This is a genomic window from Paenibacillus sinensis (genome assembly GCF_019904155.1).
Lineage (GTDB): Bacteria > Bacillota > Bacilli > Paenibacillales > Paenibacillaceae > Paenibacillus_AQ > Paenibacillus_AQ sinensis.
In genome coordinates, this window is sequence record NZ_JAHCMB010000190.1 from 90,589 (window position 1) to 116,981 (window position 26,393).

Consider the following 26,393-nt stretch of genomic DNA (forward strand, 5'->3'; position numbering starts at 1 on the left):
GCGGGCTGGAGGGGTGTCCGAAATGGAGCATGAACCGGAAATACATGAAGACCAGTATGAACATAAGTACCGAAAACAGATCGTCAACCGCCTGGCGAAGATCGAAGGCCATATTCGGGCTGTTAAGGAAATGACCGCAGGCGACAGGGACTGCTCGGAGGTGCTGCTGCAAATCGCCGCTGTTCAGAAAGCGCTGGATAAGGCGGCCAAGCTGCTTCTCAAGGATCATTTGGAGAACTGCGTGGTCAAGGCTGTCCATCATGGCAATGAATCCAGGGTTCTGGAGGATCTCAACAAGGCTTTGGACAATTATATCCGCTGAAAAAAAACCTGCCGCAACAACTTTCGCGGCAGGTTTTTCATGTTTTGGACGTGAGGCGCATTATACTTTTAGCAGTTGGGATTACTAAAGGGTATTTAATGATTAGTGGAGTGTAAGGCTTCCCATACCCTCAAAAAGGAGACTTCCCATGAATCCGGATCCAGTGGTGCTAATTGTATCGGCGGCGTATGGCGGTGGCCATGCCAAAGTCGCTCAGGCGATCGAGCAGTCTTTCCGTTCCCGGAATATAGCCAAGGTGCATGTCTTGGATTTATTTGGCGAAGTCCATCCGGTGCTGAATGGACTGTCCCGCGCGTTCTATTTGAAGAGCTCCGAGTACGCCCCGCATGTATACGGCGCTCTCTATAACATGACCAGCGGCATGAAGCCGGAATATCCGTTCGGCCGGATGCTGCACTCCCTCGGAAGACATAAAGTGCGGCGGATACTCAATGAGCTTCGGCCGGATGCCATTATTCACACATTCCCTTATCTGGCCGCCTCCCAGCTGTCGGCCGGCCCAGGGGAAGGGGTTCCGGTCTTTACGGTGGTAACGGACTATTGTCTGCATGGCAGATGGATTCATCCGACAACGTCCAAATATTTTATCGCTGCCGACTATATCAAGGACGATATGCTGAAGGCCGGCGTCTCCGGGGAGCGGATCGAAGTCAGCGGAATCCCGGTCCGCGAAGCGTTCACCCTTCCGCAGGAACGCACGGAGCTGATCCGGAAACACGGTCTGCAGCCGGACCGGAAGTATGTGATGCTGTCGGCGGGAGCCTATGGCGTCACAAGCCGTATTCGCGCTCTTATCAGACGGGTGCTCCGGGAGACCGAACTGGATCTCTTGGTTCTCTGCGGAAGCAACCACAAGCTGCGCCGGTCGCTGATGGAGCAGTACGGCGCCAGTGATCGCGTTCGAGTGCTCGGCTATACGGAGGACATCCATGAGCTGATGTCGCTCTCTTCATGTCTGCTAACCAAGGCGGGAGGCGTGACGTTGACCGAGGCTTTTGCCATGTCGCTGCCTGTCATCGTATATAAGCCGCTGCCGGGCCAGGAGGCCGGCAATGCCAAAGCGCTGGAGAGCCGGGAGGCGATCTTTGTGGCAGGCGACGAAGAGGAACTGATGGACCGCCTTCGCCGCATGGACTCCGATACAGCCCTTGAGTCATTGAAGCTGAAGATGCAAGAGTTCTCCCGGAGCGACGCTGCCGGCGCCATTGTGAATGAAGTGCTTCGCGTGCTGAATGAAAGGCCGGTCTACGGGTACAGTTCAACTGCCTCGACTGCGCCAAAGAACCAGCCCGAAACCGCGCATAGCTAAGCCGAATTGAAATTCATTTCCCGTACTTCCGTTTACCGGATGAGTATTCCATGCTATGGTAGATTCATTCGAAAAGATAAAAATGGAAGAGGGAGGAAATCAGATGATACGCAAGCTTTCGGAAGAAGACCGGAAAGGACTGCTGGCATTCCTGGGAAAGGAGCCGGCGCGCAATCTGTTTTTTATTTCGGATGTGGAGAACTTCGGATTCAACCGGGATTTTCAAGAGCTGTGGGGAGAGTTTGATGCAGAAGGACAGCTGATTGCGGTGCTGCTGCGCTATGAAAAAGGCTATCTGTCGTATGCGCAGGGCCGCTTTGACACGGAGGGATTTGCCGAGATTCTGCGGAATGATCCCCATATGGAGATGCTGTCCGGAGGCTCGGAATTTGTGGAACCATACTTAAGCCTCCTTGACTTCCGCAAACGGAAGCAGATGTATTTCGCAGAACTCAAGGAGGTTAATGAGGACGCTGTATCCGATCCGGGAGATGCGGTCGTCCGGCGGGCGGGACTTGAGGACGTCGAAGCCGTATGCACACTGACCGACATTATTGAAGAGTTCGAGGTTAACCCTGAGAGCTCAAGATCCAGCTTAAGACGGACACTTGAGACCGGAACGGGCCGGACTTATCTTGTGGAACGCGAGGGAAGAGTGATCGCGACAGCTTCCACTACCGCTGAGAACTCGGTTTCAGCCATGGTAATAAGCGTTGCTACCCATCCGGATTACCGGGGGAAGGGTCTTGCTTCCGGTGTAGTGACCGCCCTGTGCAGCGAGCTTACCACAGAAGGCAAATCCCTGTGCCTCTTCTACGACAATCCAAAGGCTGCCTCCATATACAAGCGGATCGGTTTCCGCGATATCGGAGATTGGACGATGAATTACCGGTAAGCATATGTACATAGCAGTTCATCTTCAGACACTGGGCCTGACAGGCCCGGTGTTTTTATCTTGTTGTTTGCTTCCAATCCAGGGAGGTAAAAAACTCTCCAAAAAAATTTTTCCGCACAATGAACAATAAGCAGCTTCCTTGAGTCTTTTTCTAAGAGTTCAATGGAGGGAGAGACTTTAGGATGAAAAAAGTGATGGAAGCCGCCATGCAAAAAAGCGGGCTGATCCTGATATGTGTGCTGCTGATTCTCGTATGGGGAGGAATATCGGCGTTTCAGATGCAGCGGGATTACTTGCCGGGCATCAACAATACAACTTTAATGGTTTCCATAAGGGCTTCTTCTTATCAAGCCGACCAGGTCAAGCAGGACATTGCAGTTCCCCTTGAGGATGCCATCCGCAGAACAAATGGGATATTGAATGTGGAGACTACCTCCTATGATGGAGGCCTGTTGATGAATCTCTACTATCCGATGAACTATAATATGGCCAAAGCGGAAAGTGCGGTTAATCAAGCCATCGGTCAGGCGGAACTGCCGGATGGCGTGAACCGGCCTTCGGTCAGCAGGCTGACGACGAACAGCTTTCCCGTTCTGAGCTACAGCCTGACCGCGGCTTCAGACAAGATCAATGATCTGACGCTTGAGTCTACGGTTCAGACTGATATCGTGAACCGGCTAAAAGCCGTTCCCGGCGTGTCCGGCGTACAGACGGTCGGGGGAGCGATTAAGGGCTATGTTGTTCTGATCCGTATGAAGGACCTGGTCAAGAACGGGTTGACGGTGGACGATTTCAATAAATCGATTGCTGCAGATATTCCGGCTCTGGAGGGCAGCGCCGCAAATGTGAAATCGTCTTTTCCGATCCGGATCGAAGGCTGGGATCTTGGCCAGAATGAACTGAAGGAGCTGCCAATCAAGGATAAACAGGGGAACATCTTTCCGCTGTCTTCCGTTGCCTCGATCTCAACCTCCCTTACGGATGTGAAGACCGTCTCGCGGAGCAACGGACAGGCGAGCGTAATCCTGAATGTGATGAAGACACCAAACGTGAACATCACCGGGGTAGCGAAGCAGGTTAAAGAGCAGGCCGCCACTGTTCCCCTTGTTAAGAGCGGGGATGTCTCTCTTAATTTGCTGGTGGACAGAGCCCATGATTTGAACGCTTCACTGCTGGGACTCATACGGGAAGGGCTGCTTGGCTGCCTGTTCTCCGTTCTGTCTGTGCTGATCTTCTTCCGGAATGTGCGTTCAACGCTGCTGATCGCCGTGTCCCTTCCGATTGCTCTCCTTGCCGCCACGGCTGTGCTGAAGGAATTGGGGGTTACGCTGAATATTCTTACTGTCTCTGGTATGATTGTCGCTATGGGGCGCATCGTTGATGACGCAATCGTTATACTGGATAACATACACCGGCGGGTTCGGGAGCATCGCGGTGAGCCGGCGCTCGGCGTTCTATCTGCTGCCGCTGCCGAGATGATCCCCGCTATTCTGGCCTCGACAGCGACTACAATTGCCGTCTATGTTCCGATCGCGCTGGTCGGAGGCATTATAGGGGCTTCTTACTCAGGGTTCGCCTGGGCGGTTGTTATATCGCTTGCCGTCTCCTTCCTGGTGGCGATGCTCGTCATTCCTGCATTTGCCTACTCCGGATGGCGGGAGCCGGGTAAGGCCGCCGCCGATCTGGAACCTGTATTCCGGCCTTTCCTGGCTCTTGGGCTGCGGCATCGGGCAGCATTTGTCTCGGCTTCACTGCTGTTGTTTCTGATTTCCGTCTATTTTGCTGCACAGCTGCCGTTCAGCCTGCTTCCCGGCTCTACCAGCGGCCAAATCGCCGTCAAGATTGAGATGCCGAAGGGAACGCCTCTATCCGTTATGGGTCAGCAGGTGAAAGCGGCTGAAGCCGTCTTGAAGCAGAACCCGGATATCGCGAACTACTCGGCGACTTATGGATCTTCGTTCACGCCACAGGCGGATGACGTCTTTGACCAGGGTGGCGGCTATTTACAGCAGCCGAATGTGGCTAATTTGTCAGTTTCGCTGAAAAATGAGCGGAAGACGGATGAAGATATCCCGTTACTGCAGTCGGCGCTGTCGACGGCATCTACAGGCGCCGTTGTGACGGTAAGCAACCAGCAGCTGTCGGGAGACGACTCCACATTGAATATCATGCTGACCGGCGGAGACAGCAAGACGCTTGAATCGGCCGCACAGCTTGTCAGAGGCAAGCTTGCCGGTATTTCGGGACTCAGTGTGGCGGGCAAGAGCGATCTAACGAACGGCGTTCCAAAATTCAGTGTGACGCTGAACCGCGAAGCCATCCGGCAGGACGGCGTCAAGAGCGGAGATATCAACAAGATATTGGCCCGCTATATGGCTAAGGCAAAAGACTTCGACATTCCCCAGACCTCATCTTCCGTTAACGGAAGCATTCCGGTTGATGTATATATCGATCCGCTGGGAAATGCAGCATCTGACAACACGCAGCTCCCGGTATACAAGCCTGAGCAGGTACTCGCAGCCTTGAAGGCCGAGACGGTAACCGGCACGAACGGTGCGACGTACCGGATTGATCAGCTGGCTTCCGTTGAGCAAAGCACGGCCGTGTCCATGATCCAGGAGCGGGATGGTGAACCTTTTGCGGTGGTATCCGCCCAGATCATTTCCAAAGACATCAGCGGGGTCTCCAAGGCGGTGAACCAGGCGCTGGGGCAGGTGCAGCTTCCTTCTGGCGTCATGTACTCGATGGGCGGAATTTCAGCGCAGGTTACGCAGATGATCGTTGAGATTGCAATTGCGGTAGCTGTATCGGTATTTCTTGTGCTGGGCATCACGCGCGTTGTATTCAAAGCCTGGAAGCCTGCTCTTGCCGTATTGATCAGCATCCCGCTTGCTCTGTCTGGTGTCGTGATCACGCTGTATGCAGCCGGGGCACAATGGAATCTCGCCGCTTTAATCGGCATTCTGATGCTGACGGGTATTGTCGTAACGAACGGTATCGTCCTGATTGACCAGATTGAGCGAAACCGCCGCAGCGGACTCCCGCTTCGAGAATCGGTGATGAAAGGCAGCCTGTCCCGCGTTCGTCCGATTCTGATGACTGCGGCGACTACGATCCTGACTCTTGCTCCGCTTGCGTTGTCCAAGAGCTCAGATTCAGTGGTTTCACAGGTGCTGGGACTTGTCGTCATCGGCGGTATGGTGACCTCGACGTTAAACAGCTTCGTAATCATTCCGATCATCTATGAATGGATGCACGCGAAGCGCGCAAACGAAAATCATTTAACTGCTATTGATTCATAAAGAGTGGAAGGGAGGCATGCAGGATGCTCCATTTAACGACGCTTCTTCTGCACTACGGCTATGGCATCCTGTTCACGGCATTGCTGCTGGAGATGCTGGCATTGCCCCTTCCGGGGGAAATGATGATGAGCTATGCCGGATTGTTCGTCTATGAAGGAAAGCTGAACATGGGAATGAGCATAGCCGCCGCATGGCTGGGTGTCTCGGTGGGGATTTCGCTCTCCTATTGGATCGGCTACCGGCTGGGTAAGCCGTTCGTACTGAAGCATGGCCATAAAGTTCATCTCGGCGAGCCCCAGATGGATGCCATGACCCGATGGTTCGCCAGATACGGCAACAAGCTGCTATTTATCGCTTTCTTTATTCCAGGCGTCCGCCACATCACGGGGTATTTCTGCGGAATTACGCAGATGCCCTTCCGGCGCTTCGCAGGCTATGCATTCTCGGGCGCTCTATTCTGGACCGGGGTGTTCATTACGCTTGGCAAAGTGCTCGGACCTAAATGGGAAGTCTATCATTCCACCGTGAACCGTTATATGCTGATCTTCGGCATTGGCTCGGCGCTTCTGGCAGCAGCTGTCTATGCATTTCGCCGTTATAAGAAGAGAATTCTGGAAGGGGCAATGTCGCTGCTGCGCACCGCGCTGCTTCATTTCAGCTCCCTGGGCAAGGTACGGTTTCTCGTACTGGTTTCGTTTCTCGCCTTCGTCGGCTTCGTATCGCTGATGCTGGGCCTCATTCAGGATTTTCTGGCGCGGGATTTTGATACCTTTGACGATTTGGCGTCCTACCTCATCCTGACAGGTTTCGGTCCAGGATGGAAAGATGCGATGAATCTGTTCTCCCAGCTCGGTACGGTAATATTTTACGGCCCAGTGATCCTGCTGGCGGCCTTGCGTATTCTGCTGCATAATAAAGACCGTCTGCTGGAACTCGGGTTTCTGGTGTGGGTAATGCTGGGCGGCGAACTGCTGGATACCGGTCTCCGCGAGCTGTTCCACCGGCCTGGACCGGTATTGGCGGGGTACCGCTTATTCAATACGTTTCCCAGCACGGAGACATTGACCACCTTTATCGTGTGCGGCTTCTCCGCTTATTTGCTGGTCCGGCATTCCGGGAGCCATGCACAGCGTCTGTTGGCCTTCGCGGCGGTTCTGCTGATCTGCCTTCTCGTCGGTCTGAGCCGAATCTACTTCCATGTTCAATACCCGAGCGATGTCGCCGCAGGCTATGTCTTTGGCGGTGTATGGGTAAGTCTCAATATTACCCTGCTGGAAGTGACGAGAAGGCTGCAAACCGTTGAACAGATTCCTTAATGAACGTACCCGTGTATGCGGCAGGAGTGAAAACGCAAGTGGATGAAGAACTGAATCGACTGATACGCCGGGCAAGAAGCGGCGACCAGGAGGCTTTTTCGGAATTGGTCACCAGGTACAAGGGAAGAGTCTACCGCTATGCAGCAGGCATGCTCGGCGACCGGTCCGATGCCGAAGACGTGACTCAGGAGGCATTTGTAAAGGCCTATTTTTCCCTGGATGCACTGGAGCATGACTATGCCTTTACCTCCTGGCTGTTCCGGATCGTATCCAATCTCTGCAAGGACTATTTACGAAAAAGAGGAAAGACGCGCAATGAAGAAGCCCCGCCTCCGGATGAAACGGTCCCGGACCCTTCGGGGTCTGATCTGATCGGGAAGCTGTCCCTGGACGAAGCACTCGGCCGTCTTAGCGTCGATCACAGAGAGGTTCTGCTGCTGCATGATGTGCAAGGGTTCAAATATGATGAAATTGCAGAGCTGGTGCATGTGCCGCTAGGAACGGTGAAATCCAGGCTGTTCGCGGCCCGAATGGCGCTGCGTAACGAGTTAAAGGAGGAAGGGCTGAAATGAGTAACCATCCGGAGAACCATCCTGAAGAACAGCTGTCGGCATACTTGGACGGCGAGCTGAACGAAGAGGATCGGCTGCTGGTGGAATCCCATCTGAAGGAATGTCCGGATTGCAGGATGCTTGCAGAGGATCTGTTGAATGATCAGCGTTTGCTGTTCTCGGCTTTTGAGACAATAAGCCCGCCGGATGACCTTGAAGCTTCGATTGCCGCTATTATTTCCAAAGAGGCTCAGCCGCTACCCGTGCTGAAACGGATGCTTTCCTTTGCGCTGTCGGCGATTTCATTGTTTGCCGTGATCGGTCTAATCATGGGCGCGTTTTATATTAAAATGTTTGCGGGAGCCGTTAAACTGATGAAGCCGCTGCTATTCTTATCGACTCACATGCTTGCCGATATGCCGCTTCTGCTGGGCGTTGTAATACTGTTCGCAGTGGCTGTACTCGCGCTGTCTGCAGTTTCGCTGCATCGGCTGCTGCGGACCACGACAAGCTAAGAAGGGAGGAAAGGCGTTGCGTAACAAATGGATTGTGATCTTAGCTTTGATCCTGCTGGCTGCCTTGATCCCGGGTACGGTGTCGGCGAGCAGTGTATTTGAGCACCAGCATACAACGGTTCCTGCGGGTCAAACGGTGGACGATGTGTATATTGTTGGCGGAGACGCGGACATCCGGGGCCATGTTCAGGGGATTGTTGTAGTCGTTAATGGAAACGCAGTGCTGGCCGACACGGCTGTGGTCGACGGGATGGTGCTTGTTCTTGGCGGACAAGTCACCCAATCGCCGGGCGCCGTTATCGGGGACGATGTATATAGCTTGTCGCTGGACAGCGGCACGCAGAACAGCCTGCTGCTTGGCAGCGGACTTGTTCTCGGCGTGTGGCTGCTGCAATTGGGAGGGAGTCTCCTGCTCATCCTTCTCCCGACAGTCTTTGGCCTTGCGCTTCGAAAGAGACTGGAATCTTTTGTGGGGCGTTTTGCTATTAAACAGACAGGACGGATGCTGTATATCGGATTCTTCACCGGACTTCTGCTGCTGGCGATATCCATCCTGCTGTTGCTCAGCATCGTCGGCATCCCGTTCATACTGATCGTGCTCCTGATTGGCTGCATTCCTCTCATTCCGGGGATGGCAGTAATCGGATATCGGATAGGGGATAGCCTCAAGCTTGCGGCACATTTACCGGATTGGCAAAAGATTCTGCTTGGCAGCCTCGTAGCGGCGGCTTTCTGCAATATCCCTGTATTGGGATGGCTGTGGCAGCTGTTTATCAGCTTGCTAAGTTTGGGGATTTGCGTTCAGTGGATCATGCAGATTTTTAGACAACGAGCGTAGACTTTAATCCGGAATCCAGGTCACTGGGAGAATTCATCCAAAAGGTGAATCAGTTTATCATATGTAGCCAATAATGATTGTCTTTCGTCCTCTGTTAATTTATCGAACAGTTTCATTCGCAGAGCTTTCCCTTTTTCTTGAGCCTTATTTAGAACCTCTTCACCTTTATTGGTTATTTCCAGGTAGATGATCCTGCGATCTTCTTCATCAACAAGACGAACGGCGAGTTCTCTTTTTACAAGCTTATCTGATAAGTGTGTAAGAGTAGGGGGAGTAAGGCCCAGAGCTTTGGCGATGTCGGAAGGCCTGCTTTTTCCATTATGGTTCAAGTGAGCAAGAACAAGAATATGTGAGACGCCAAGATTTTCGTTGAACTCTTTGTTCCAGTGAACCATCAAACGGTTCGTGATTTGATCCATGGAATGAATGAGTTCGAAGATTGTCTGTTCTGTCATAGTGAATCTCCTTCTTGATGGAAGTCCCCCTCGTTCATAATGGATAAAGGGGGACTTTACAATTATGCTACCTGCTTATTGTGCAGAAAACCCTCCGTCGATGACCAATTCCGCACCTGTAATGTACGACGAATCATCCGAAGCAAAAAACAGCGCAGCCTTTGCAATATCATCAGGTTGACCTAACCGTTGTAATGGCGTTGCTTGAATTAAGTGAGTCAGGAGTTCTTTTGATGTGCTTAGCGCTGAAGTCATTGGTGTCTCGATTATACCAGGAAAAAGTGTGTTTACACGAACACCTTGCCGGCCAAAAGTCGTTGCAGCCGCTTTGGACAAAGCACGAACGGCTCCTTTTGAAGCGGAATAATGGTTAAATCCTTGGCCGATCTGAGCTGTATATGACGAAATGTTGATGATTGAACCTTTCTTCTGGGCCGACATGTAGGGTGCAATATGCTTAATCCCGGCAAAAGGGCCATAACCGTTAATGGACAGCATCTTTTGCCAATCGTTAATGTCAATATCCTGATAAGGCTTTTCCGAAGAGATCCCTGCATTGTTAACAAGGATATCGATTCTTCCAAAGCGATCATTCACCTGTTGAACTAACTTAACCCAATCTTCATCAGAAGCGACGTTTAGTTTCATGCCATGCACATTCTGTTTCTGACTTGCGAGTTCAAGTGCCGCCTCATTGATATCTGCCGCAATAACTGTAGCCCCTTCCTGACTGAAAAGATCCACCATGCCTTCACCTATTCCCGAGGCACCACCTGTGATAATAGCAACCTTGTTATCTAACCGTCCCATTATTTATTCCTCCTTGATCCTACAATGATAAGTATTTAGATATCTAAATTTTAGATGTCTTAATTTTATCAAAAATCTGTTTTTTTCTCAACTATCCTCTAATGACTAATGTTTAACAGCAGCGGACTGGCGAAAACTTACAGCACGATTTGCGGCAAAAATGGGGATAGTAGTAATCGGGGAAAATCAAATTACAGGAGGCAATATCGCAATGAAAAAATGGATGGTCGCTTTTTTATCTGCATGCTTTGTTCTGACTTCTGCCGCTTCCGCATCCGCTGCACCTGTCGAGCATGAGAAACATGAGAAGAAGATCCATGCAGAGCAGGTACACAAGGAAAAAGCTCATAAACTGCATCAGAAAGAAGTCAAAAAGCACACCAAACATCTGAAAGCCAAGAGCTCAACTGGCAAGATCATTCACGAAAAAGGTATGAAAGCCAAGAGCCTCAAAACAAAGAGCATTCGTACAAAGGCTACTGAACTGCCGAAATCCGGATTTGGCGGCGCCAGCGAACAGACGGAGTAGGAGGGTCGGAGAGGGGGAATTCTCCCCCTCTTTTATGTTCATATGATGAGACGATGGATAAATGCCGGTATGGCGGCCGTTGTATGCCTTGGGCTGACGGGATGCTTTGGAGGAGGCGGGGACGATGCTCCAGCTGCTGAAAGATCGAGAACGGAAACGGAAGCTCTGCCGTCGCCGAGCCCATTGCAGACAAGCGCACCTCAGCTTCTGAAAAAGAATACCGCTCCGCTTCCGGAGCCGAAAGCTTTTCTGCCGGACAGGCTCATCATTCCCGCGATCCATGTTGATACGAAGCTGAAGCCCGTCACCGTGCTTGAGAACGGCCAGGTAGACGTACCCCGTGACACGGATATTGCCGGTATTCTGTATCCCGGTATCCTCCCGGGGCAGCTGGGGAATGTAATCATAGACGGGCATGTGGACAGCTACACAGGGCCTGCCGTCTTCTTCCGTCTGAAGAAACTGCTTCCCGGCAATGACATCATTCTGACCGGCGCCGGTGGCCGGAAGCTGACCTATGAGGTGGAATCGGTTGAGGTGTTCAAGCCCACTGAAGCGCCGCTCGAACGGATCTTCGGGCCAAGTGGTGATCGGCGGTTGAACCTCATTACCTGTACGGGCAGATATAGCCGAAAGAAGAAGGAACATGAACATAGACTCGTTATTTTTGCAAAGTTAGGCGGAATGAAATGATCGTACTTAAACGAATCATATGGATGATGGTGTTGTTGGTTATGGTAACCCCTTTATGGGGAGACATCAGCTTTGCGGCAGAAAACAGTCAAGCCCGGGAGGTCGAAGCCGAGCTCAGTCATATCTTTGATCTGCGTGCGGAGTCACTGGTCACAGGGAGCATGGAATCGATGAAGCCTTTTTATACCGCCGAGCAGCTCAGCCGGTTTGCGTTCATGCATGAGAAGGAGCGTATGCGGTATGTTCATGCGTGGGCGGATAAGCGTGCTATCAAGATCAGCCGCGCAGATAGCGGTGTCCGAATTAATCGACTGAGCCTAAGCGGAAATACAGCCAGAGTGTCGCTCGTTCAATCTTTAAAAATTGGCTATGTGTACTGCAATACGATTCTTCCGGAGCAGTGGTTCGGCGTCGGCACCCGGCATTTTCTGACACTCAGGAAGACGGACGGTGCCTGGAAAATTGCGAAGGAATGGTATCTGGACCCGCTGGAAGAGAATCCGGAGAAGATCGCTGTGGGGCCTGGGGGCCTGGTGCCTTCTGTTAAGGCGAACGAGGAAGTGCATGACGGTAACAAGTACAAACGAGCGAGTGCCGTCCATTATGCGAACAAATATGCCGGAGCGGCTTGGGGAGCGGGAAACCGCCATCGGTATAATAACCATTATCTGGATTACACCGGAAAGGGCGGGGATTGCACGAATTTTGCCTCCCAGGCTATCGGAGATCCGAAGGAAGGCGGAGGTCTTCCCATGTGGGGCAGCTGGCGGTATTTTAATAAATCCGGCGGCACTCAATCCTGGGTGCAGACCGACTCCTTCAGCCGATATCTCATGTATTCGGGTTGCGGAAGACTGGTTGCCAAGGGAACCTATCAGCAAGTTGTGGCGCCGACAGCCAAATATCCGGATGGAGCGATCTCGCAGCTGCAGCCTGGCGACTTAATCGGGTATATTATGGAGAATGACGACACCGATCATTTCTCGATCATAGTTGGATATGACGCGCACGGCTATCCGCTCGTTAATTCCCATACAGCGGACCGCTACCGGGTTCCGTTCGATTTGGGCTGGGATAAGAATACGAAATATCAGCTGTTTCATATCCGGGACTGATGAAGGGGATCAAAAAAAGGAACATCCAGTGGCTGCCGATCATGTGAGAGGGGCTGACGGAGTTCCTTTTTGCACATGGCATGATAACGCTTACATTTATAGAAGATGGATCAGTAATTGATGGCGGTTATTGGCGTGCTGAAGAATTCAATCGCAAAAACCAAGTCATACATTGACTATGAAATGACTATGAAATCGAAGAAATCGGACGCGCCGCTTGAACTAACCATAGTTTGGCTGTTGTTTATGAATTACATGGATACAGATGGCCAATAATAAGCCTGAGACGTAAAACTGCCGAAATATATTCAATATCGGGATTGGATTCACAACAAAATAAAATCCGTGAACGTCACACGCAGTTTCACTAGCAACTTATTTCAGAAGCAAGATTACGAAATTGATGAAAAGCACATTTAGAGATAGTAAAGCGATGATTTCTAGTGAAAAAGCATGGTTTGTGGATTTAGTGGAATCAAGCTTAAACCAGCCAAAACGGCCAAATAAACAACAGTCAAATACTCATCCTGATTTCTACATTTCTACTTCTTCACAAAACCCGTATTTTGTACATATGTATGTATCTCGGAAACAACATATATGACAATTTCGCCCAATCGATGCGTGTTGAGGAGCTTGCCGAAGCAGCGAATATGAGCCTCTCTTCCTTCCACCGTAACTTCAAGGAAGTGACAGGTCTCAGTCCTATACAATTTCAGAAGCAATTGAGATTGCAGGAGGCACGCCGTTTATTGCTTTCCGAATCTGCAGAAGCTGCTGAAGTTGCATACCGGGTCGGTTATGAGAGTGCTTCCCAGTTCAGCCGTGAATATTCCCGGATGTTTGGTTCACCACCCAAGTCTGATGTGAAGCAGTTAAAGGAAATGTACGACCCTGCCAATAGTATTGTTTTCCTGGGGGATTAGAATCGCCATAATCCCCCCTTAAGGGGATTGCTTGAAATGAGTTTACACCAAAATCTTGACAGCCCCGCCAGGTCCAACATTGACCCATATGGTTGGGAGCTCTGTAGTGATTATTCTGGCAGTCAAATTTCCCCATTCCATTCAGCGTAAAAGTTAGTTAAGAATTCTTCCATAATTTCATGTCTTCTTTGCGCTTTTTGTGCTCCAATTTCCGTATTCATTAAATCCTTCAGCAGAAACAACTTCTCATAGAAATGACTAATGGTATCACTTTCTGAATGCCCATCCATCACTGCTGCCGTCTGTTCATTAAGGGTCGGATTATACATGGTTCTGTTGACATGCCCACCGTAAGCAAAGGTTCTTCCTACACCTATAGCTCCGATTGCATCAAGCCTGTCCGCATCTTGAACAATTTTCCCCTCTACGGTTCTCAATTCGTGCTTATTGGTTCCGCCTTTAAATGAAATGTGGTTAGCGATGTAAACGACTTCTTCAATGATTGCAGCAGGCACATCCAGCTTGGTTAACCATTCAGATATGATGGTTCTCCGGTCCTCATCCGTATATCCGAATTTATGGTCGGCGATATCATGAAACAGCGCTCCCAATTCTACAATAAAGCTATCGACTCCTTCTGTTTGTCTGGCTATGTCCAATGCATTATTGCATACTCTGACAATATGCCACCAATCATGTCCAGAGCCTTCTCCTTCAAGTTTTTGTTTCACAAATTGTCTGGTTTTCTCCAGAACTTGCTCCTTGTTCATGTCTTTTCTCCTTTTGGTTTATAAAGTTAGCTAAACACGCACTCAGTTCCATTCCTACAGTTTAATTGTACTTACCGAGCTTCCACAAACTATATATTTATTATTGTATCCTATCTGTTACCAATCTCATCGCTGCCAATCCGGAAAAAAGGATAAGTGGAAGATTATGGGTGGATTTATTCAAAGAAAAATGGTAGATTACTCTTTGGTTAATACGCATTTTGAGGAGAGTGTCTGCATGGACAAGAGTTCAAGTAATAGAACAAACATTATTGGCGCTGGCGAGGTTGGGAGCGCTATCACGGTCGACATGGACCAAGATTCTATCCATGAGACGAACAGCATCTTTTGGGATACCAAAGGAAATGATGTCTTAGGAGCTACCGCACTTCCTCTATATGGAGCATTTCTCTCAGAAGAAAAATGCCGGCTTTTTGGCGATGTTTCAGGAAAAAAGATGCTGGAGATCGGTTGTGGAAGTGGTGAATCCTTGAAATATCAGGGGGAACGCAAAGCATCCGAGCTATGGGGCATAGATCTGTCAGAGAACCAAATCGAGAAGACAAGGCAATATTTGACGGCGAGCGGTCTTTCAGCAAAATTAATCTGTTCTCCCATGGAAGAAGAATGTGGTATACCAGAGGAATATTTTGACTTTGTTTATTCGATTTATGCCATAGGCTGGACAACCGACCTTGAGGGTACTTTTAGCCGGATTGCTTCTTACCTAAAAAAAGACGGCGCATTTATTTTCAGCTGGTCTCACCCAATTCATAAATGTGTTGTAGCAGAGAATGATAGGCTTGTCTTTAAGAAAAACTATTTCGATGAGTCATGGTATTCGGTATCTCTTGACGAAAGTACGCTAACATTATCGGATCGCAAACTATCAACTTATGTGAATGCGTTGTCAAAAGCGGGATTCGTCATTGAGCAAATGATTGAGCAATCTGATGAAGAAATGATACTATCGCGGGACGATAATGATGATTTTGCAAAAAAAGCCAAGATGCTTCCTGTCACTTTCGTAATCAAGGCAAGAAAACTATAGGATCCGATAGCTTAATCATGACTAGCCATGCATGACGCACTGAAAAAAAGACTGCCGGCAGATTTCGCCAACAGTCTTTTTCTCTTGCTTATCAAGCAGTATGCTTCTCATCTATTCGTGTATGTTTATACGTTACGTACATACCCGCAGTATAGGTGCTTCCATCTTCCATTACGACACCGGTTCTGGCGTCAATATACACAGAGGATCAGCCTCTCTCTTGTACTATCCGGGCTCCTTTTACTAAGATTAAGTATGAGAATATGGCCAATGAAGTGGTGATAAAAATGATAATCCCTAATGAGATTGCAGAATATTCACCCTTGATTCCTACTAATGGAGAAGTAATTGAACCCAATAAAAACGGTAAGATACCTAGCAGTGCGGAAGCACTCCCGGCGATACGTCCTTGGGACTCCAAAATCACACGCCATTGTTATAGCTTCATACGCCAAAAACCCGGTTTCTACTTACTGGATTCCTAATCGTACAGCGCGCCAGTTTGAAGGTGTATCGCCTTCCCAAAGACGAAAAGCGCGGTAAAAAGAATTCTGCTCTGCATACCCAAGCAGGAAGGCGACTTCTTTAATATCAAGCATTGGGTCTGCCAAATACTCGATCGCTTTCTCGTGCCTGGAGTCGGTGACCAACTGTTTTAAATTTGTGCCTTCATCCGAGAGTCTGCGCTGCAAGGTGCGCTCGCTGATCCCCAGCTCTACAGCGATATCCTTAATATCGGGGCGCCCCCGTCGAGGTTACGTTTCACTATCCACTTCACGATCTCGGTAATGGATTTGCTGTTCCGCTGCTCGACCAATGATTTTTCCAGTGCGGGAATAAGGATGTCCAGCAGTTCGCTGTTGCCCGATGTCGATTCTAAAGCCGTCGATCCCATAGGTGTTCAGTTGGAAACGGGCGGCTTCGATCAGCAGCTCCCATAATTCCGCATTCGGCTCTTCCCCGGGGTACAGATTGCATTTAATCGTATCAAACAGCACATACGGCGCTTGATCCGGGGGCAGAAACGGACGAACCTGCGGGGAAAAGTCCTTGTACAGCCGGTAAAACGCAATGTCCATCCAGAACCTCCCATATTAGGATGTGTTTTAAAAAGATGATAAACCTCCATATTAAAAAGGCAAGCTATTTCTGCTTGCCTTTCTTTGGATAAGCTATATATTAGCTGATGAACAACGCTCTGTAATTATCCGTAAGCGACATTGTTCTATCATGTCATGCCAAATACCCTGATTAAGGTCTAATCAATACTTTGAGTGCTTTACTTGTCCATTTCGCGGCAACTTTGTGGAACGCCGGAACACCAACGCGGCTGATAACCCGCCTTATCAGTCAATTATTCCAGACCTTGTTTAGCGTAATTGGTTAGAAACTCAACGGTTTGCGGGTCATAGTGGGAGAAAAATGCACTTTCTCCAGTGTCGAGCGCTGTTATTTTTTCCATATCCTCTGCCGTCAACTCGAAATCAAATACGTTGAAATTCTGTTCCATCCGGCTTTTATTTACCGTCTTCGGAATGACCACCACGCCTCTCTGAATCAAGAATCGGAGCGCGACCTGGGCCGTGGATTTGTTGTATTTACCGCCGACTTCTTGCAGCGTAGGGTTGGTGAACAACTCGTTCCGACCTTCTGCAAAAGGACCCCAGGATTCGATCTGTGTATTGTATTTCTTCATAATTTCATTTGCTGTTACCTGCTGGTTGAAGACATGGGTTTCCACCTGATTGACAGCCGGAACCACTTCGCTGAATTGAACAAGGTCGATATACCGGTCGGGGAAGAAGTTGCTTACTCCGATTGTTTTGAGTTTACCCGCTTTGTACAGTTCCTCCATCGCGCGGTACGTTCCATAGTAATCGTTGAATGGCTGGTGGATCAGGAGCAGGTCCAGGTAATCAAGCTGAAGCTTTCTCAGGGATTCCTCAATGGATGCTTTCGCCTTCTCATATCCGGCATTCGAAATCCAGACCTTCGTGGTGATGAAGAACTCCTCTCTGGGTACCCCGCTTTTCTTGATCGCACGACCTACCGCCTCTTCATTCCGGTAGGCTTGAGCGGTATCAATGGACCGGTAACCGACGCTTATCGCATCAGACACACATCTTTCGCACTCCACCGGATCTGGAATCTGGTATACGCCATATCCCAAAATAGGCATCTTTACTCCGTTATTTAATGTTACATATTCCATGTTAAGTCCTCCTCAAATTTTATTGGGCACCCACGACTGGGTGAGGAACATAGGGTTCCTCCAGGAATGAAACTTCTTCAGCGGTTAACTTCACCGATAGAGCGCCCACTGAATCTTCGAGCTGCGCGATTTTCGTAACGCCCACAATAGGAGCAGCGACCGATTCCTTCTGCAGCAGCCATGCAAGCGCGATATGAATACGGGGCACACCGTGCTTCTCTGCGATGGACGCCACACGCTCAACGATAACCCGGTCTACTTCGGCGGTTGCATCGTACTTGGATTTTTGAATATGATCGGTTTCGGATCTGAGCGTGGTTTCCGACCAATCGCGGATCAGTCTACCCGATGCAAGCGGGCTGTAAGGAGTCACAGCAATTTTCTGGTCCTTGCAGAGCGGCATCATCTCCCTCTCCTCCTCACGGTAAATGAGGTTCAGGTGATTCTGCATGGATACGAACCGGGTCCAGCCATTCATTTCCGCCACATGCTGGGCTTTCTGGAATTGCCATGCATACATCGCGGATGCCCCGATATATCTGGCCTTTCCCGACTTCACCACATCATGCAAGGCTCCCATAGTCTCTTCAATAGGTGTGTCATAGTCCCAACGATGAATGATGTAGAGATCTACATAATCGGTTCCAAGTCTTTTCAGACTGTTATCGATTTCGCTCAAAATGGCCTTCCGGGACAGCCCTGCACCATTGGGGCCTTGATGCATGCGTCCCCAGACCTTGGTCGCGAGGACGATTTCATCACGGTTGGCATAATCCTTAAGCGCACGGCCGGTAATCTCTTCACTGGTTCCGTTCGCATAAATATTCGCGGTATCAAAAAAGTTGATGCCAAGCTCAAGCGCTTTTTTTATAACAGGACGGCTATGCTCCTCATTCAGCACCCATTGATGCCATCCCGGCCGTGCTTCTCCAAAGCTCATACAGCCCAGGCAGATTCGGGAGACGTCCATTCCTGTATTGCCAAATTTAATGTAGTCCACAGTGAAAACCTCCGTTTCGCGTGATTATCTACAGCTTGTTGAACCATTCATCATCGACTGCTTCAAACCATTCGGTTTCTCCTGGAGTCATAGCCAGGTGTACGAACCAGCTGTCTTTTGTCGCACCGTGCCAGTGCTTAACATTAGGCGGAATATTGACCACATCACCTGTTTGGAGCTGACGTGCGGGCTTGCCTTCTTCCTGATACCAGCCTTTACCGCCGGTGACCAACAGAACCTGTCCCACCCGATGGGCGTGCCAGTTATTCCGCGCTCCTGGAGCAAAGGTAACATTTCCAATTGCGGTATTAAGCGGGGCCGGATCTGTAAACACCATTTGCAGGTAAGCGTCTCCCGTAAAGTTGGCCGCCACCCTTTCCCCCAACGGAAAAATCGTACTGTTGCTAAGCTGTTCGTTCTCCATCTTCAATACCTTCCTTCTATACAAAATCACAGCGCTACTCCCCCCGCAGGAAAGTCAGTAGAAGCTGCCAGATCAGTCTGCGTCTCGTAATCGGCAATGCGGGCCTTCAGGGTTGAAATGGTGTTGGTCAGCGCTTGAGAGCCGAGCACCATTCGCATCGGAGCGGGTTCCTGCCGGACGCTCTCTATGATTCGGGCAGCCATCCGCACAGGATCACCGGGAGCCAGTCCGTTGAAGGCGTCCAGCATCTTCAAAAAGCCATGTGCCGGGTTTCCGTCGTATTCCGGCATGAGATTGGCTACCTGTGCGCTTCCATAACGGAACTCGGTACGGGCTCCTCCCGGCTCCACCAAAGTAACACCGATGTTAAATGGCGCAACTTCCTGAGCGACCGACTCACAGAAGCCCTCAATGCCAAACTTGGTTGCGTGGTACATGGAATTACCAGGGAAGGCTACCTGACCGCCATAGGAAGACAGCTGGATAATACGGCCGCCACCCTGAGCGCGCAAATGCGGCAGAGCTGCTTCGTCATCTCATAACCGAAGCCACTGCTGACACCTGTAATCAGCCAAGTGCGATTCATTATATTAACTTCATCTCCTATTCCGATTTCGCCGCTGCTTCATTCACACACCGCAGAGCATTCAAAGTGCGCGGATATCCAATGAACGGCAAGCATTGGGAGAGAACCTTGATCAGGAACGACTTGTCATTTCCAAGTCTCATATTAGCGGCGGCATGGCTGGTCAACTGAGGCTCACAACCTCCCTGGGCCAACAGAAAGCAGAAGGTAATCATCTCCCTTTGCTTGTAGTCAAGCCCTGTTCGGGTATAGTAGTCTCCAAAGCAGTTGGCTGCCAGCCAGTGATTGATATGCCGGCTCTCTTCCGGACCCGATTTCCAGAAATCCTGCATGCCGTCTCCAAAAATGTCCACCTGCGCCTGAATTCCCGCTTCCAGCCGGTTATCCGTGGTTGTTGTGGCCTGACCCGGTAAAGGCAGCTCAACGCCTCCTGCCATCAGGATCTCATTTACCGCATGCAGAAAAGGAAATACCCTTCCGATGCCAAGATAAGCGACAGACTGATAGACAATTTCCTTAACTTCAACAGGAGTAACCCCAAAGTTCAGGGCCGCCGGCAGCATGGCTTTGAACTTGTCAATGCCTTGACAGCCGATCAAGACAGACAGAATGGCCATCATGCGGGTACGATCATCCAAATCGTCCTGACCCACGACCTCATCAAACGCGAAGTTATCAAAGCGTTCGATAAATTCCGGATCAGTCTCCAATAACTTGGATTCATTACCCGGAAACATTCTCTCATGATACTGCTTCGCTGCATCTGTAATTCCCATTATTCCCTCTCCTTCCGTTAAATTTCGGTTCCTGTCAAAAGAGACGACTATAGTGTAGACATATCGATGACAAACCGATACCGTACATCACTGCTGAGGACACGTTCATATGCCGCGTCAACCTGGTCGGCACGGATCACCTCGATCATGGGGGCGATGCCATGCTCAGCCGAGAAGTCGAGCATCTCCTGGGTTTCTTTGATACCGCCAACGTTGGAAGCTGTAATGCTCCGGCGACCGGCAAACAAAGAGAACACATTATATTGGTCCGGCTTGTTGGGCAGACCCAGATTGACTAAAGCGCCGTCTACATTAAGGATGGACAGAAACGCGTCAACATTAATATTTGAAGACACCGTGTTTAATATCAGGTCAAATTGACCGGCCAGCTCCGTGAACGTTGCAGTGTCCGTTGTAACATAATATTGACTTGCGCCAAAAGCGAAGGCTTCGTCTTTTTTGTTCGCACTATGACTTAGTACCGTCACTTCAGCACCCATCTTGTGGGCAAATTGAACAGCCAGATGGCCGAGGCCGCCCATTCCGAGTACGGCAATCTTTTTGCCTGGTCCGGCATTCCAGTGTTTCAGCGGCGAGTATGTTGTAATGCCTGCACAGAGCAGCGGGCTTGCCACATCCAGTTCCAGACCGTCCGGAATACGTACAACGAACTTATCTTTAACAACGATTTTCTGGCTGTATCCGCCATAGGTCAGCTCTCCGTCATAACCAATGGAATTAAATACAACGACTACACCTTTTCTGCAGAACTGTTCTTCACCTCTAAGGCAGAAGTCGCATTCTCCGCATGAATCCACAAAGCAGCCCACGCCGACACGGTCCCCTACAGCGAATGCTGTTACTTCACTGCCTACAGCCGCAACAACGCCCGCGATTTCATGACCTGGAACCATCGGGAATACCCCTCTGCCAAAATCATTATGTGCATTATGGATATCGGAGTGGCAAATACCGCAATATTGAATATCAATTAACACATCATCCGGTCGCAAAGCTCTCCGCTCAATTGTAGCTTGTTCAAACGGGGCTTTCGCGCTTGGAACGCTTAACACTCGAGTAGTAATGTTATGATCATGATTATGATTACACATTTTAACAGCATCCCTTTCTTCTCAAATGAATAGTTAATATGCATAATTACTTTAATGTGCACATGTCTATTATTATAATCTTCTCGAAATTGTTGCCTATTGTTAATTTGGAGCGATTTGTTCAGTAATGAATAAAATACTTAAAAGTGTTCATTATCGGATGCAATTATTACTAAANACTCATGGCTGAGAAAAATTTCGATGATATCACCATTCAGGATCTCTCGGATAAAGCAAACGTCAGCCGTGGTACGATCTACCTCCATTACATGGATAAATATGATTTGCTGAATAATCTGATCGAGACCCATATCAAAGAACTTCGGGAGCGATGCGAAGCAGCAGCCGATTTGGATTTTGTTACAGGGTCCGTCATTTGGACGGAATACTTCGAGGCTAATTACGCATTTTTCTCCACGATGCTGGCTAGCAAGGGTGCTCCCTACTTCCGTAGTCGTTTTCTGGAGTTTCTTATTGAAGAATTTAAAGATGAAGTGGATACCACCAAGGGGAAAAATGAGGGACTAAATAAAGATCTCATCGTTCAATTTGTGGCATCCTCGTATGTGGGGGTTGTCGAATGGTGGTTTATGAACGAAAGGCCTGTTAACCATATCGTATTGGCTGAACAGTTGGGAGCCTTGTTGGATAGGCTCTGCGAGTAATTCAGTACTCCCCACCTCATTTTTCATCGGATTTTATAATTGCATTTTGCAAGTAAAAGAGGTATAACTAACTCAGAGGTGAATTCCCTTGAGCAACACTCGCGAGCTTTTTCAAATTTTGACAAGACGTTTTGGACTGCTTAATAAATTTTGCTGTACGATTGGAGGCTGTGATATCTCGCCTGTGCAAAGCCACATCTTATATGAGGTAGACCGGCAGCATAACCCATCCATGCAGCAAATTGCGGAAGCCCTTGGAACGGATATCACCACATTTAGCCGGCAAGTACAATCACTCATTAAGATGGGACTGGTGAACAAGTCGCGAGACCCGATTGACCGTCGTGTCTATATCCTCTCCCTTACTGTTCAAGGTAAATATGTGGCCGCCACCATTGATCAGCAGATGAATGCTTATTTGGATGAAGTTTTTTCCTATATGAGCGATTTTGAGAAAGATATGGTCATCCGTTCGATTCAGCTTATGAATGATGCGATGGCCAAATCCGACCGTTGCTGCCATCCTGTTAATGGCGAAACTGAAGCTTAAGGAAGTGATATGCATGAGCAAAATTTCGAATGATGCGATCAGACGGAATGTTCGCGCAAGATACCAAAAGATTGCGGTAAAGCCAACTTCTCAGCATACAGCAAGCAGCTGCTGCAATTCCCCACTGGATTTCAATGATATCTCGGCTAAACTAGGCTACTCAAATGATGATTTAACGGCTGTTCCGGAAGGAGCCAATCTCGGTCTGGGCTGCGGGAATCCGCAGGCCATTGCAGAGCTCAAGCCTGGCGAGGTTGTACTGGATCTGGGAAGCGGCGGGGGCTTTGATTGCTTCTTAGCTTCTCGACAGGTTGGGGGAACCGGTACGGTTATTGGGGTAGATATGACTCCGGAAATGGTCAGCCGGGCACGCAGCAACGCCGATAAAGGGAAGTTTAACAATACGGATTTCCGGCTTGGGGAGATCGAGCATATTCCAGTAGCAGACCATTCCGTGAACGTCATTATTTCCAACTGTGTGATCAATCTTTCTCCTGACAAGCAGCAAGTCTTTCATGAGGCTTACCGGGTGCTGGAGTCCGGAGGGCGTCTGGCGATTTCCGACATTGTCACAACTGCCGAGTTGCCTGCTGATATTAAGAACGATATGGCCGACTATTATTCGGGTTGTATTTCCGGAGCATCCCCGGTGCAGGAACTCGAAGAAATGCTCCGCAGCAGCGGATTTGTTGATATCTCAATTGAGCCGAAGGACGAATCCAGATCTTTTATCAAGGAATGGGTACCGGGTACGAATATCGAACAATATATTGTCTCAGCTGTAATCAAAGCCATTAAACCGTAAGGGGAGCTGGAGGGGAAATAATGGTAGTATCTAGTGATGTTGCGATCCGAAGTGCAAAGATCGAAGATTTGGAGAGCATCCTGCAGATATACAATCAAGGGATTGAAGACCGTATCGCTACGCTGGAAACCGATCCGAAGGATCAGGTCTATATTCAACAATGGTTTGAAGGGCATCAAGGAAGACATGCGGTGCTAGTGGCTGAGGCTGATCATCAGGTTGTCGGCTGGGCCTCTCTTAATCCCTACTCGCACCGCTGCGCGTATCAAGGTGTCGCTGACCTGTCTATCTATATTCACCGGGATTATCGGGGACAAGGCATTGGCTCCGCCCTCCTCCCGGCTCTTGAAGAAGAGGCTGCCCGGGGCGATTTTTACAAAATAGTGCTCTTCACCTTCCCTTTTAATCAAAAAGGTCAGGGATTATACCGGAAATTGGGGTATCGTGAGGTCGGGGTATTTAAAGATCAAGGGATTTTGGATGGTGAGCGAATCGACGTTATGATTATGGAAAAGGTATTCAATGAAATATAGTGTTCGCTGCAAAGAACTTGGAAATCCGCATTGGATACCAAGTTCTTTGTTACTAAACTGATTCATCATTTTTGTTGGGAACCCTACCATTAGTTATTCGCCATAGATCGCTCTCAAAGATTCCCATTGTTTGGGCTTCACTGCAATAATGGGTCGAATCACCTTAGCCTGCTGCTCAGCCTCTACCAGCGTCTTTGCCAGTCCTAATTCCTTTAGTGTGCCAACAGCCACTGTGCCTGTACGTCCTTTTCCCCCGCCACAGTGAAAAGCAACTTTCTTTCCATTCCGATAAGCATTAACCACTTCTTGAATGGCCGAATGATAAAGCTCAGCTTCTGGTTCTTCGGAGTTATCGCCTAATGGGATCTGAATCCACTTCACAGAGGTTGAGTTGGAAGCGCAGGCCTCAGCTTCCTCCCGAAGATCAACAACTACCTCTACGCCTTCATCGGTAACCATTTGATCAACGTCTTTGGCACCGCCAAAGGAAATTCGATCCTCAACTAATGCTTGATAAGGTTTCTCCATTATTCTCTCCCTCTAATTTACGTCTTGGTTCTCTTATTCACCAGTTGTAGCGAAACGCTCAATACGCTCACCGATCTCATCACGGACACGTTGGAACACAGCCCACTTCTCTTCATCCGTTCCGGCAGCCTTGGCTTGATCATCGAATCCCCAATGCTCACGCTTCACTTTGGGGGGAGTGATCGGGCATTTATCCGCCGCATCTCCGCAGAGTGTGATGACCAAATCCGCATCACCCAACAGCTTTTTTGCCCAGCCTTCCGCCATTTGGCTGCGGCATGAGTTGCCGGTGCAGAGAAAATAGATGGACTTTTTCGACATCGTTTAATTACTCCTTTTTTAGATGTTTGTATGGAAGTCCAACGAGAAACTCAAGAAATCGTGGATGGCTTGCCAAAGTACTTTTTCTGAAACCAAAGAGCCACATTGACGAGCCCAATAAGTACGGGAACTTCAACCAACGGTCCAATGACAGCTGCAAAGGCAGCACCAGAATTCAAGCCAAAGACACCAATCGCAACTGCGATGGCAAGTTCAAAATTATTACTGGCTGCCGTAAAAGATAGCGAAGCTGCGACGGGATAAGAAGTGCCTGCTCTCCGTGATACCAGAAAAGAAACAAAAAACATGATCACGAAATAAATCAGAAGCGGAATGGCGATACGAACTACATCCATCGGCAGTTGAACCATTAAATCAGCCTTCAGTGAAAACATCAAAACAATGGTAAACAATAACGCAATCAAAGTCAGAGGGCCAATTTTCGGCAGGAACTCCCTTTCGAACCATGCCTCACCTTTGGTTTTGAGCGCAATTATCCGTGTGATAATACCTGCTGCAAACGGGATACCCAAATAGATCATGACACTTTCAGCTATTTCACCCATAGAAATGTTGACGACTACTCCCTGGATGCCAAACCATTCAGGTAAAACCGTGATAAAGATATAGGCAAATACAGAGTAGAACACAATTTGAAAAATCGAGTTAAAAGCTACGAGACCAGCTGTATACTCCGGATCACCCTTTGCTAAGTCACTCCACACCAGAACCATGGCAATACATCTTGCCAACCCGATCATGATCAGGCCAATCATATATTCCGGCAAATCACTAAGAAACGTAATCGCCAGAAGAAACATCAGAACCGGGCCAATGATCCAGTTTTGAACAAGAGAAATAAGGAGAACCTTCCAGTCCTTAAACACCCGGCCCAATTTCTCATACTTAACCTTTGCCAGCGGCGGGTACATCATTAAAATAAGCCCTGCGGCAATAGGAATGGATGTTGTTCCAATTTGAAGCTTTGACAGACTGTCCGCAAATCCAGGAATCCAAAAACCTATAACAATCCCTATTGCCATCGCTGCAAAAATCCAGATCGTTAAATACCGATCCAAGAACGATAGCTTTTTGACCGACTGGTTCACCAGAACACTCTCCTTATTCCTCACCATTTCATTCGTTCAGCAAATTTGAAGGCCCTTCTTCTTCAGCGCTATTAATTCATGTTCCTGAGAAGGGACATGTTTAAGCAAATCCTGTATCAGACTCAAATGCTTGAATTCNAAACTCACATCTTTTAGTTTTCGTAAATGCTGACTGACTGCAGGTTGGCTGGTCTGAAAAATTTCAACTAACTCACAAACGCAGCATTCCCTTTGCTCAAGAAGCTTAACAATAGTTAAGCGTGTCTTATCGCCGAGTAACTTTAACACCTGGGATACATCTTCAATGTTTGATATCATTTGAATCATTGCTCCCCCTCCTCGCGATATAAGTAT

At 49.0% G+C, this 26,393-nt stretch carries 30 protein-coding genes and 2 pseudogenes; 17 read left to right on the forward strand and 15 right to left on the reverse strand.

Annotated features, from left to right (window positions below; all coding sequences use genetic code 11):
- Positions 1-22: 22 nt before the first annotated feature.
- From KIH86_RS22900 to KIH86_RS22935, 8 genes are all read left to right on the forward strand, one after another.
- Positions 23-322: a metal-sensing transcriptional repressor gene (locus tag KIH86_RS22900; RefSeq protein WP_223083691.1), complete on the forward strand. Its 300-nt coding sequence runs from the start codon at positions 23-25 to the stop codon at positions 320-322.
- 148 nt (positions 323-470) lie between these two features.
- The gene (locus tag KIH86_RS22905) at positions 471-1,652 is read left to right on the forward strand and encodes an MGDG synthase family glycosyltransferase (RefSeq protein ID WP_223083692.1); all 1,182 of its coding nucleotides are present in this window, start codon (positions 471-473) and stop codon (positions 1,650-1,652) included.
- A gap of 103 nt (positions 1,653-1,755) precedes the next feature.
- Entirely contained in the window at positions 1,756-2,547 is a 792-nt protein-coding gene (locus KIH86_RS22910; RefSeq protein WP_223083693.1) for a GNAT family N-acetyltransferase, read from the forward strand.
- A gap of 182 nt (positions 2,548-2,729) precedes the next feature.
- A complete protein-coding gene (locus KIH86_RS22915; protein ID WP_223083694.1) occupies positions 2,730-5,849 on the forward strand; it encodes an efflux RND transporter permease subunit in 3,120 nt (1,039 codons plus the stop codon).
- 23 nt (positions 5,850-5,872) lie between these two features.
- Positions 5,873-7,165 carry a bifunctional DedA family/phosphatase PAP2 family protein gene (locus KIH86_RS22920; protein ID WP_223083695.1) on the forward strand — a complete coding sequence of 431 codons (1,293 nt, stop codon included), beginning with the start codon at positions 5,873-5,875 and terminating at the stop codon, positions 7,163-7,165.
- Between the two features lie 38 nt (positions 7,166-7,203).
- Positions 7,204-7,737 carry an RNA polymerase sigma factor gene (locus KIH86_RS22925; RefSeq protein ID WP_235775556.1) on the forward strand — a complete coding sequence of 178 codons (534 nt, stop codon included), beginning with the start codon at positions 7,204-7,206 and terminating at the stop codon, positions 7,735-7,737.
- Positions 7,734-8,231, forward strand: coding sequence for an anti-sigma factor family protein (locus KIH86_RS22930; protein ID WP_223083697.1), 498 nt, complete (start codon positions 7,734-7,736; stop codon positions 8,229-8,231). The genes KIH86_RS22925 and KIH86_RS22930 overlap by 4 nt, the downstream gene beginning before the upstream one ends.
- A gap of 16 nt (positions 8,232-8,247) precedes the next feature.
- Positions 8,248-9,069 (forward strand): hypothetical protein, encoded by an 822-nt coding sequence (locus KIH86_RS22935; RefSeq protein WP_223083698.1) that lies wholly within the window; start codon positions 8,248-8,250, stop codon positions 9,067-9,069.
- 20 nt (positions 9,070-9,089) lie between these two features.
- On the opposite strand, the gene KIH86_RS22940 is transcribed toward KIH86_RS22935, so the two are convergent.
- A complete protein-coding gene (locus KIH86_RS22940) occupies positions 9,090-9,524 on the reverse strand; it encodes a MarR family winged helix-turn-helix transcriptional regulator (RefSeq protein ID WP_223083699.1) in 435 nt (144 codons plus the stop codon).
- 75 nt (positions 9,525-9,599) lie between these two features.
- Positions 9,600-10,334, reverse strand: coding sequence for an SDR family NAD(P)-dependent oxidoreductase (locus tag KIH86_RS22945; RefSeq protein ID WP_223083700.1), 735 nt, complete (start codon positions 10,332-10,334; stop codon positions 9,600-9,602).
- A gap of 211 nt (positions 10,335-10,545) precedes the next feature.
- Here KIH86_RS22945 and KIH86_RS22950 point away from each other — a divergent pair, with 211 nt between their 5' ends.
- The 4 genes and pseudogenes from KIH86_RS22950 to KIH86_RS22965 form a co-directional block, all read left to right on the forward strand.
- Entirely contained in the window at positions 10,546-10,863 is a 318-nt protein-coding gene (locus KIH86_RS22950; RefSeq protein WP_223083701.1) for a hypothetical protein, read from the forward strand.
- Positions 10,864-10,908: 45 nt separating this feature from the next.
- Positions 10,909-11,556: a class F sortase gene (locus KIH86_RS22955; protein ID WP_223110677.1), complete on the forward strand. Its 648-nt coding sequence runs from the start codon at positions 10,909-10,911 to the stop codon at positions 11,554-11,556.
- Positions 11,553-12,671 (forward strand): amidase domain-containing protein, encoded by a 1,119-nt coding sequence (locus tag KIH86_RS22960; protein ID WP_223083703.1) that lies wholly within the window; start codon positions 11,553-11,555, stop codon positions 12,669-12,671. The genes KIH86_RS22955 and KIH86_RS22960 overlap by 4 nt, the downstream gene beginning before the upstream one ends.
- Before the next feature lie 614 nt (positions 12,672-13,285).
- Positions 13,286-13,597, forward strand: a pseudogene (locus KIH86_RS22965) (helix-turn-helix domain-containing protein); the annotation flags it as partial.
- Between the two features lie 122 nt (positions 13,598-13,719).
- Here KIH86_RS22965 and KIH86_RS22970 read toward each other — a convergent pair.
- Complete coding sequence (locus KIH86_RS22970) at positions 13,720-14,367, reverse strand: HD domain-containing protein (RefSeq protein ID WP_223083705.1); 648 nt, start codon at positions 14,365-14,367, stop codon at positions 13,720-13,722.
- Positions 14,368-14,605: 238 nt separating this feature from the next.
- On the opposite strand from KIH86_RS22970, the gene KIH86_RS22975 reads away from it, so the two are divergent.
- Positions 14,606-15,418 carry a class I SAM-dependent methyltransferase gene (locus KIH86_RS22975; protein ID WP_223083706.1) on the forward strand — a complete coding sequence of 271 codons (813 nt, stop codon included), beginning with the start codon at positions 14,606-14,608 and terminating at the stop codon, positions 15,416-15,418.
- Positions 15,419-15,888: 470 nt separating this feature from the next.
- Here KIH86_RS22975 and KIH86_RS22980 read toward each other — a convergent pair.
- From KIH86_RS22980 to KIH86_RS23015, 8 genes and pseudogenes are all read right to left on the reverse strand, one after another.
- A pseudogene (locus tag KIH86_RS22980) lies at positions 15,889-16,286 on the reverse strand (helix-turn-helix transcriptional regulator); the annotation flags it as partial.
- A complete protein-coding gene (locus tag KIH86_RS22985; RefSeq protein ID WP_235775560.1) occupies positions 16,174-16,497 on the reverse strand; it encodes a hypothetical protein in 324 nt (107 codons plus the stop codon). The pseudogene KIH86_RS22980 and the gene KIH86_RS22985, both read right to left, overlap by 113 nt.
- A gap of 275 nt (positions 16,498-16,772) precedes the next feature.
- Entirely contained in the window at positions 16,773-17,630 is an 858-nt protein-coding gene (locus tag KIH86_RS22990; protein WP_223083707.1) for an aldo/keto reductase, read from the reverse strand.
- 19 nt (positions 17,631-17,649) lie between these two features.
- The gene (locus KIH86_RS22995) at positions 17,650-18,630 is read right to left on the reverse strand and encodes an aldo/keto reductase (protein ID WP_235775557.1); all 981 of its coding nucleotides are present in this window, start codon (positions 18,628-18,630) and stop codon (positions 17,650-17,652) included.
- A gap of 28 nt (positions 18,631-18,658) precedes the next feature.
- Complete coding sequence (locus KIH86_RS23000; protein WP_223083708.1) at positions 18,659-19,054, reverse strand: cupin domain-containing protein; 396 nt, start codon at positions 19,052-19,054, stop codon at positions 18,659-18,661.
- A gap of 26 nt (positions 19,055-19,080) precedes the next feature.
- Positions 19,081-19,575: an SDR family NAD(P)-dependent oxidoreductase gene (locus KIH86_RS23005; protein ID WP_262416448.1), complete on the reverse strand. Its 495-nt coding sequence runs from the start codon at positions 19,573-19,575 to the stop codon at positions 19,081-19,083.
- 82 nt (positions 19,576-19,657) lie between these two features.
- Complete coding sequence (locus tag KIH86_RS23010; RefSeq protein WP_223083710.1) at positions 19,658-20,416, reverse strand: carboxymuconolactone decarboxylase family protein; 759 nt, start codon at positions 20,414-20,416, stop codon at positions 19,658-19,660.
- 47 nt (positions 20,417-20,463) lie between these two features.
- Positions 20,464-21,528, reverse strand: a complete 1,065-nt coding sequence (locus KIH86_RS23015) for an NAD(P)-dependent alcohol dehydrogenase (RefSeq protein ID WP_223083711.1) — start codon at positions 21,526-21,528, stop codon at positions 20,464-20,466.
- Between the two features lie 182 nt (positions 21,529-21,710).
- Here KIH86_RS23015 and KIH86_RS23020 point away from each other — a divergent pair, with 182 nt between their 5' ends.
- The 4 genes from KIH86_RS23020 (at position 21,711) to KIH86_RS23035 (ending at position 24,081) form a co-directional block, all read left to right on the forward strand.
- Positions 21,711-22,193: a TetR/AcrR family transcriptional regulator gene (locus KIH86_RS23020; protein WP_223110679.1), complete on the forward strand. Its 483-nt coding sequence runs from the start codon at positions 21,711-21,713 to the stop codon at positions 22,191-22,193.
- 88 nt (positions 22,194-22,281) lie between these two features.
- Complete coding sequence (locus KIH86_RS23025; RefSeq protein ID WP_223083713.1) at positions 22,282-22,743, forward strand: MarR family winged helix-turn-helix transcriptional regulator; 462 nt, start codon at positions 22,282-22,284, stop codon at positions 22,741-22,743.
- Positions 22,744-22,756: 13 nt separating this feature from the next.
- The gene (locus tag KIH86_RS23030; protein ID WP_223083714.1) at positions 22,757-23,548 is read left to right on the forward strand and encodes an arsenite methyltransferase; all 792 of its coding nucleotides are present in this window, start codon (positions 22,757-22,759) and stop codon (positions 23,546-23,548) included.
- A gap of 20 nt (positions 23,549-23,568) precedes the next feature.
- Positions 23,569-24,081 carry an arsinothricin resistance N-acetyltransferase ArsN1 family A gene (locus KIH86_RS23035; protein ID WP_223083715.1) on the forward strand — a complete coding sequence of 171 codons (513 nt, stop codon included), beginning with the start codon at positions 23,569-23,571 and terminating at the stop codon, positions 24,079-24,081.
- Between the two features lie 93 nt (positions 24,082-24,174).
- Here the strand turns inward: KIH86_RS23035 and KIH86_RS23040 are convergent, their stop codons facing one another.
- Genes KIH86_RS23040 through KIH86_RS23055 form a run of 4 tightly spaced genes read right to left on the reverse strand, consistent with a single transcriptional unit; the run spans position 24,175 to position 26,366 of the window.
- A complete protein-coding gene (locus KIH86_RS23040) occupies positions 24,175-24,609 on the reverse strand; it encodes a protein-tyrosine phosphatase family protein (protein ID WP_223083716.1) in 435 nt (144 codons plus the stop codon).
- A 33-nt stretch (positions 24,610-24,642) separates the two neighbouring features.
- Complete coding sequence (locus tag KIH86_RS23045) at positions 24,643-24,930, reverse strand: arsenate reductase/protein-tyrosine-phosphatase family protein (RefSeq protein WP_223083717.1); 288 nt, start codon at positions 24,928-24,930, stop codon at positions 24,643-24,645.
- 50 nt (positions 24,931-24,980) lie between these two features.
- Entirely contained in the window at positions 24,981-26,066 is a 1,086-nt protein-coding gene (arsB, locus tag KIH86_RS23050; protein WP_223083718.1) for an ACR3 family arsenite efflux transporter, read from the reverse strand.
- Between the two features lie 9 nt (positions 26,067-26,075).
- On the reverse strand, positions 26,076-26,366 hold the full coding sequence (locus KIH86_RS23055; RefSeq protein WP_223110680.1) for an ArsR/SmtB family transcription factor: 291 nt from the start codon (positions 26,364-26,366) through the stop codon (positions 26,076-26,078).
- Between the last annotated feature and the right edge of the window lie 27 nt (positions 26,367-26,393).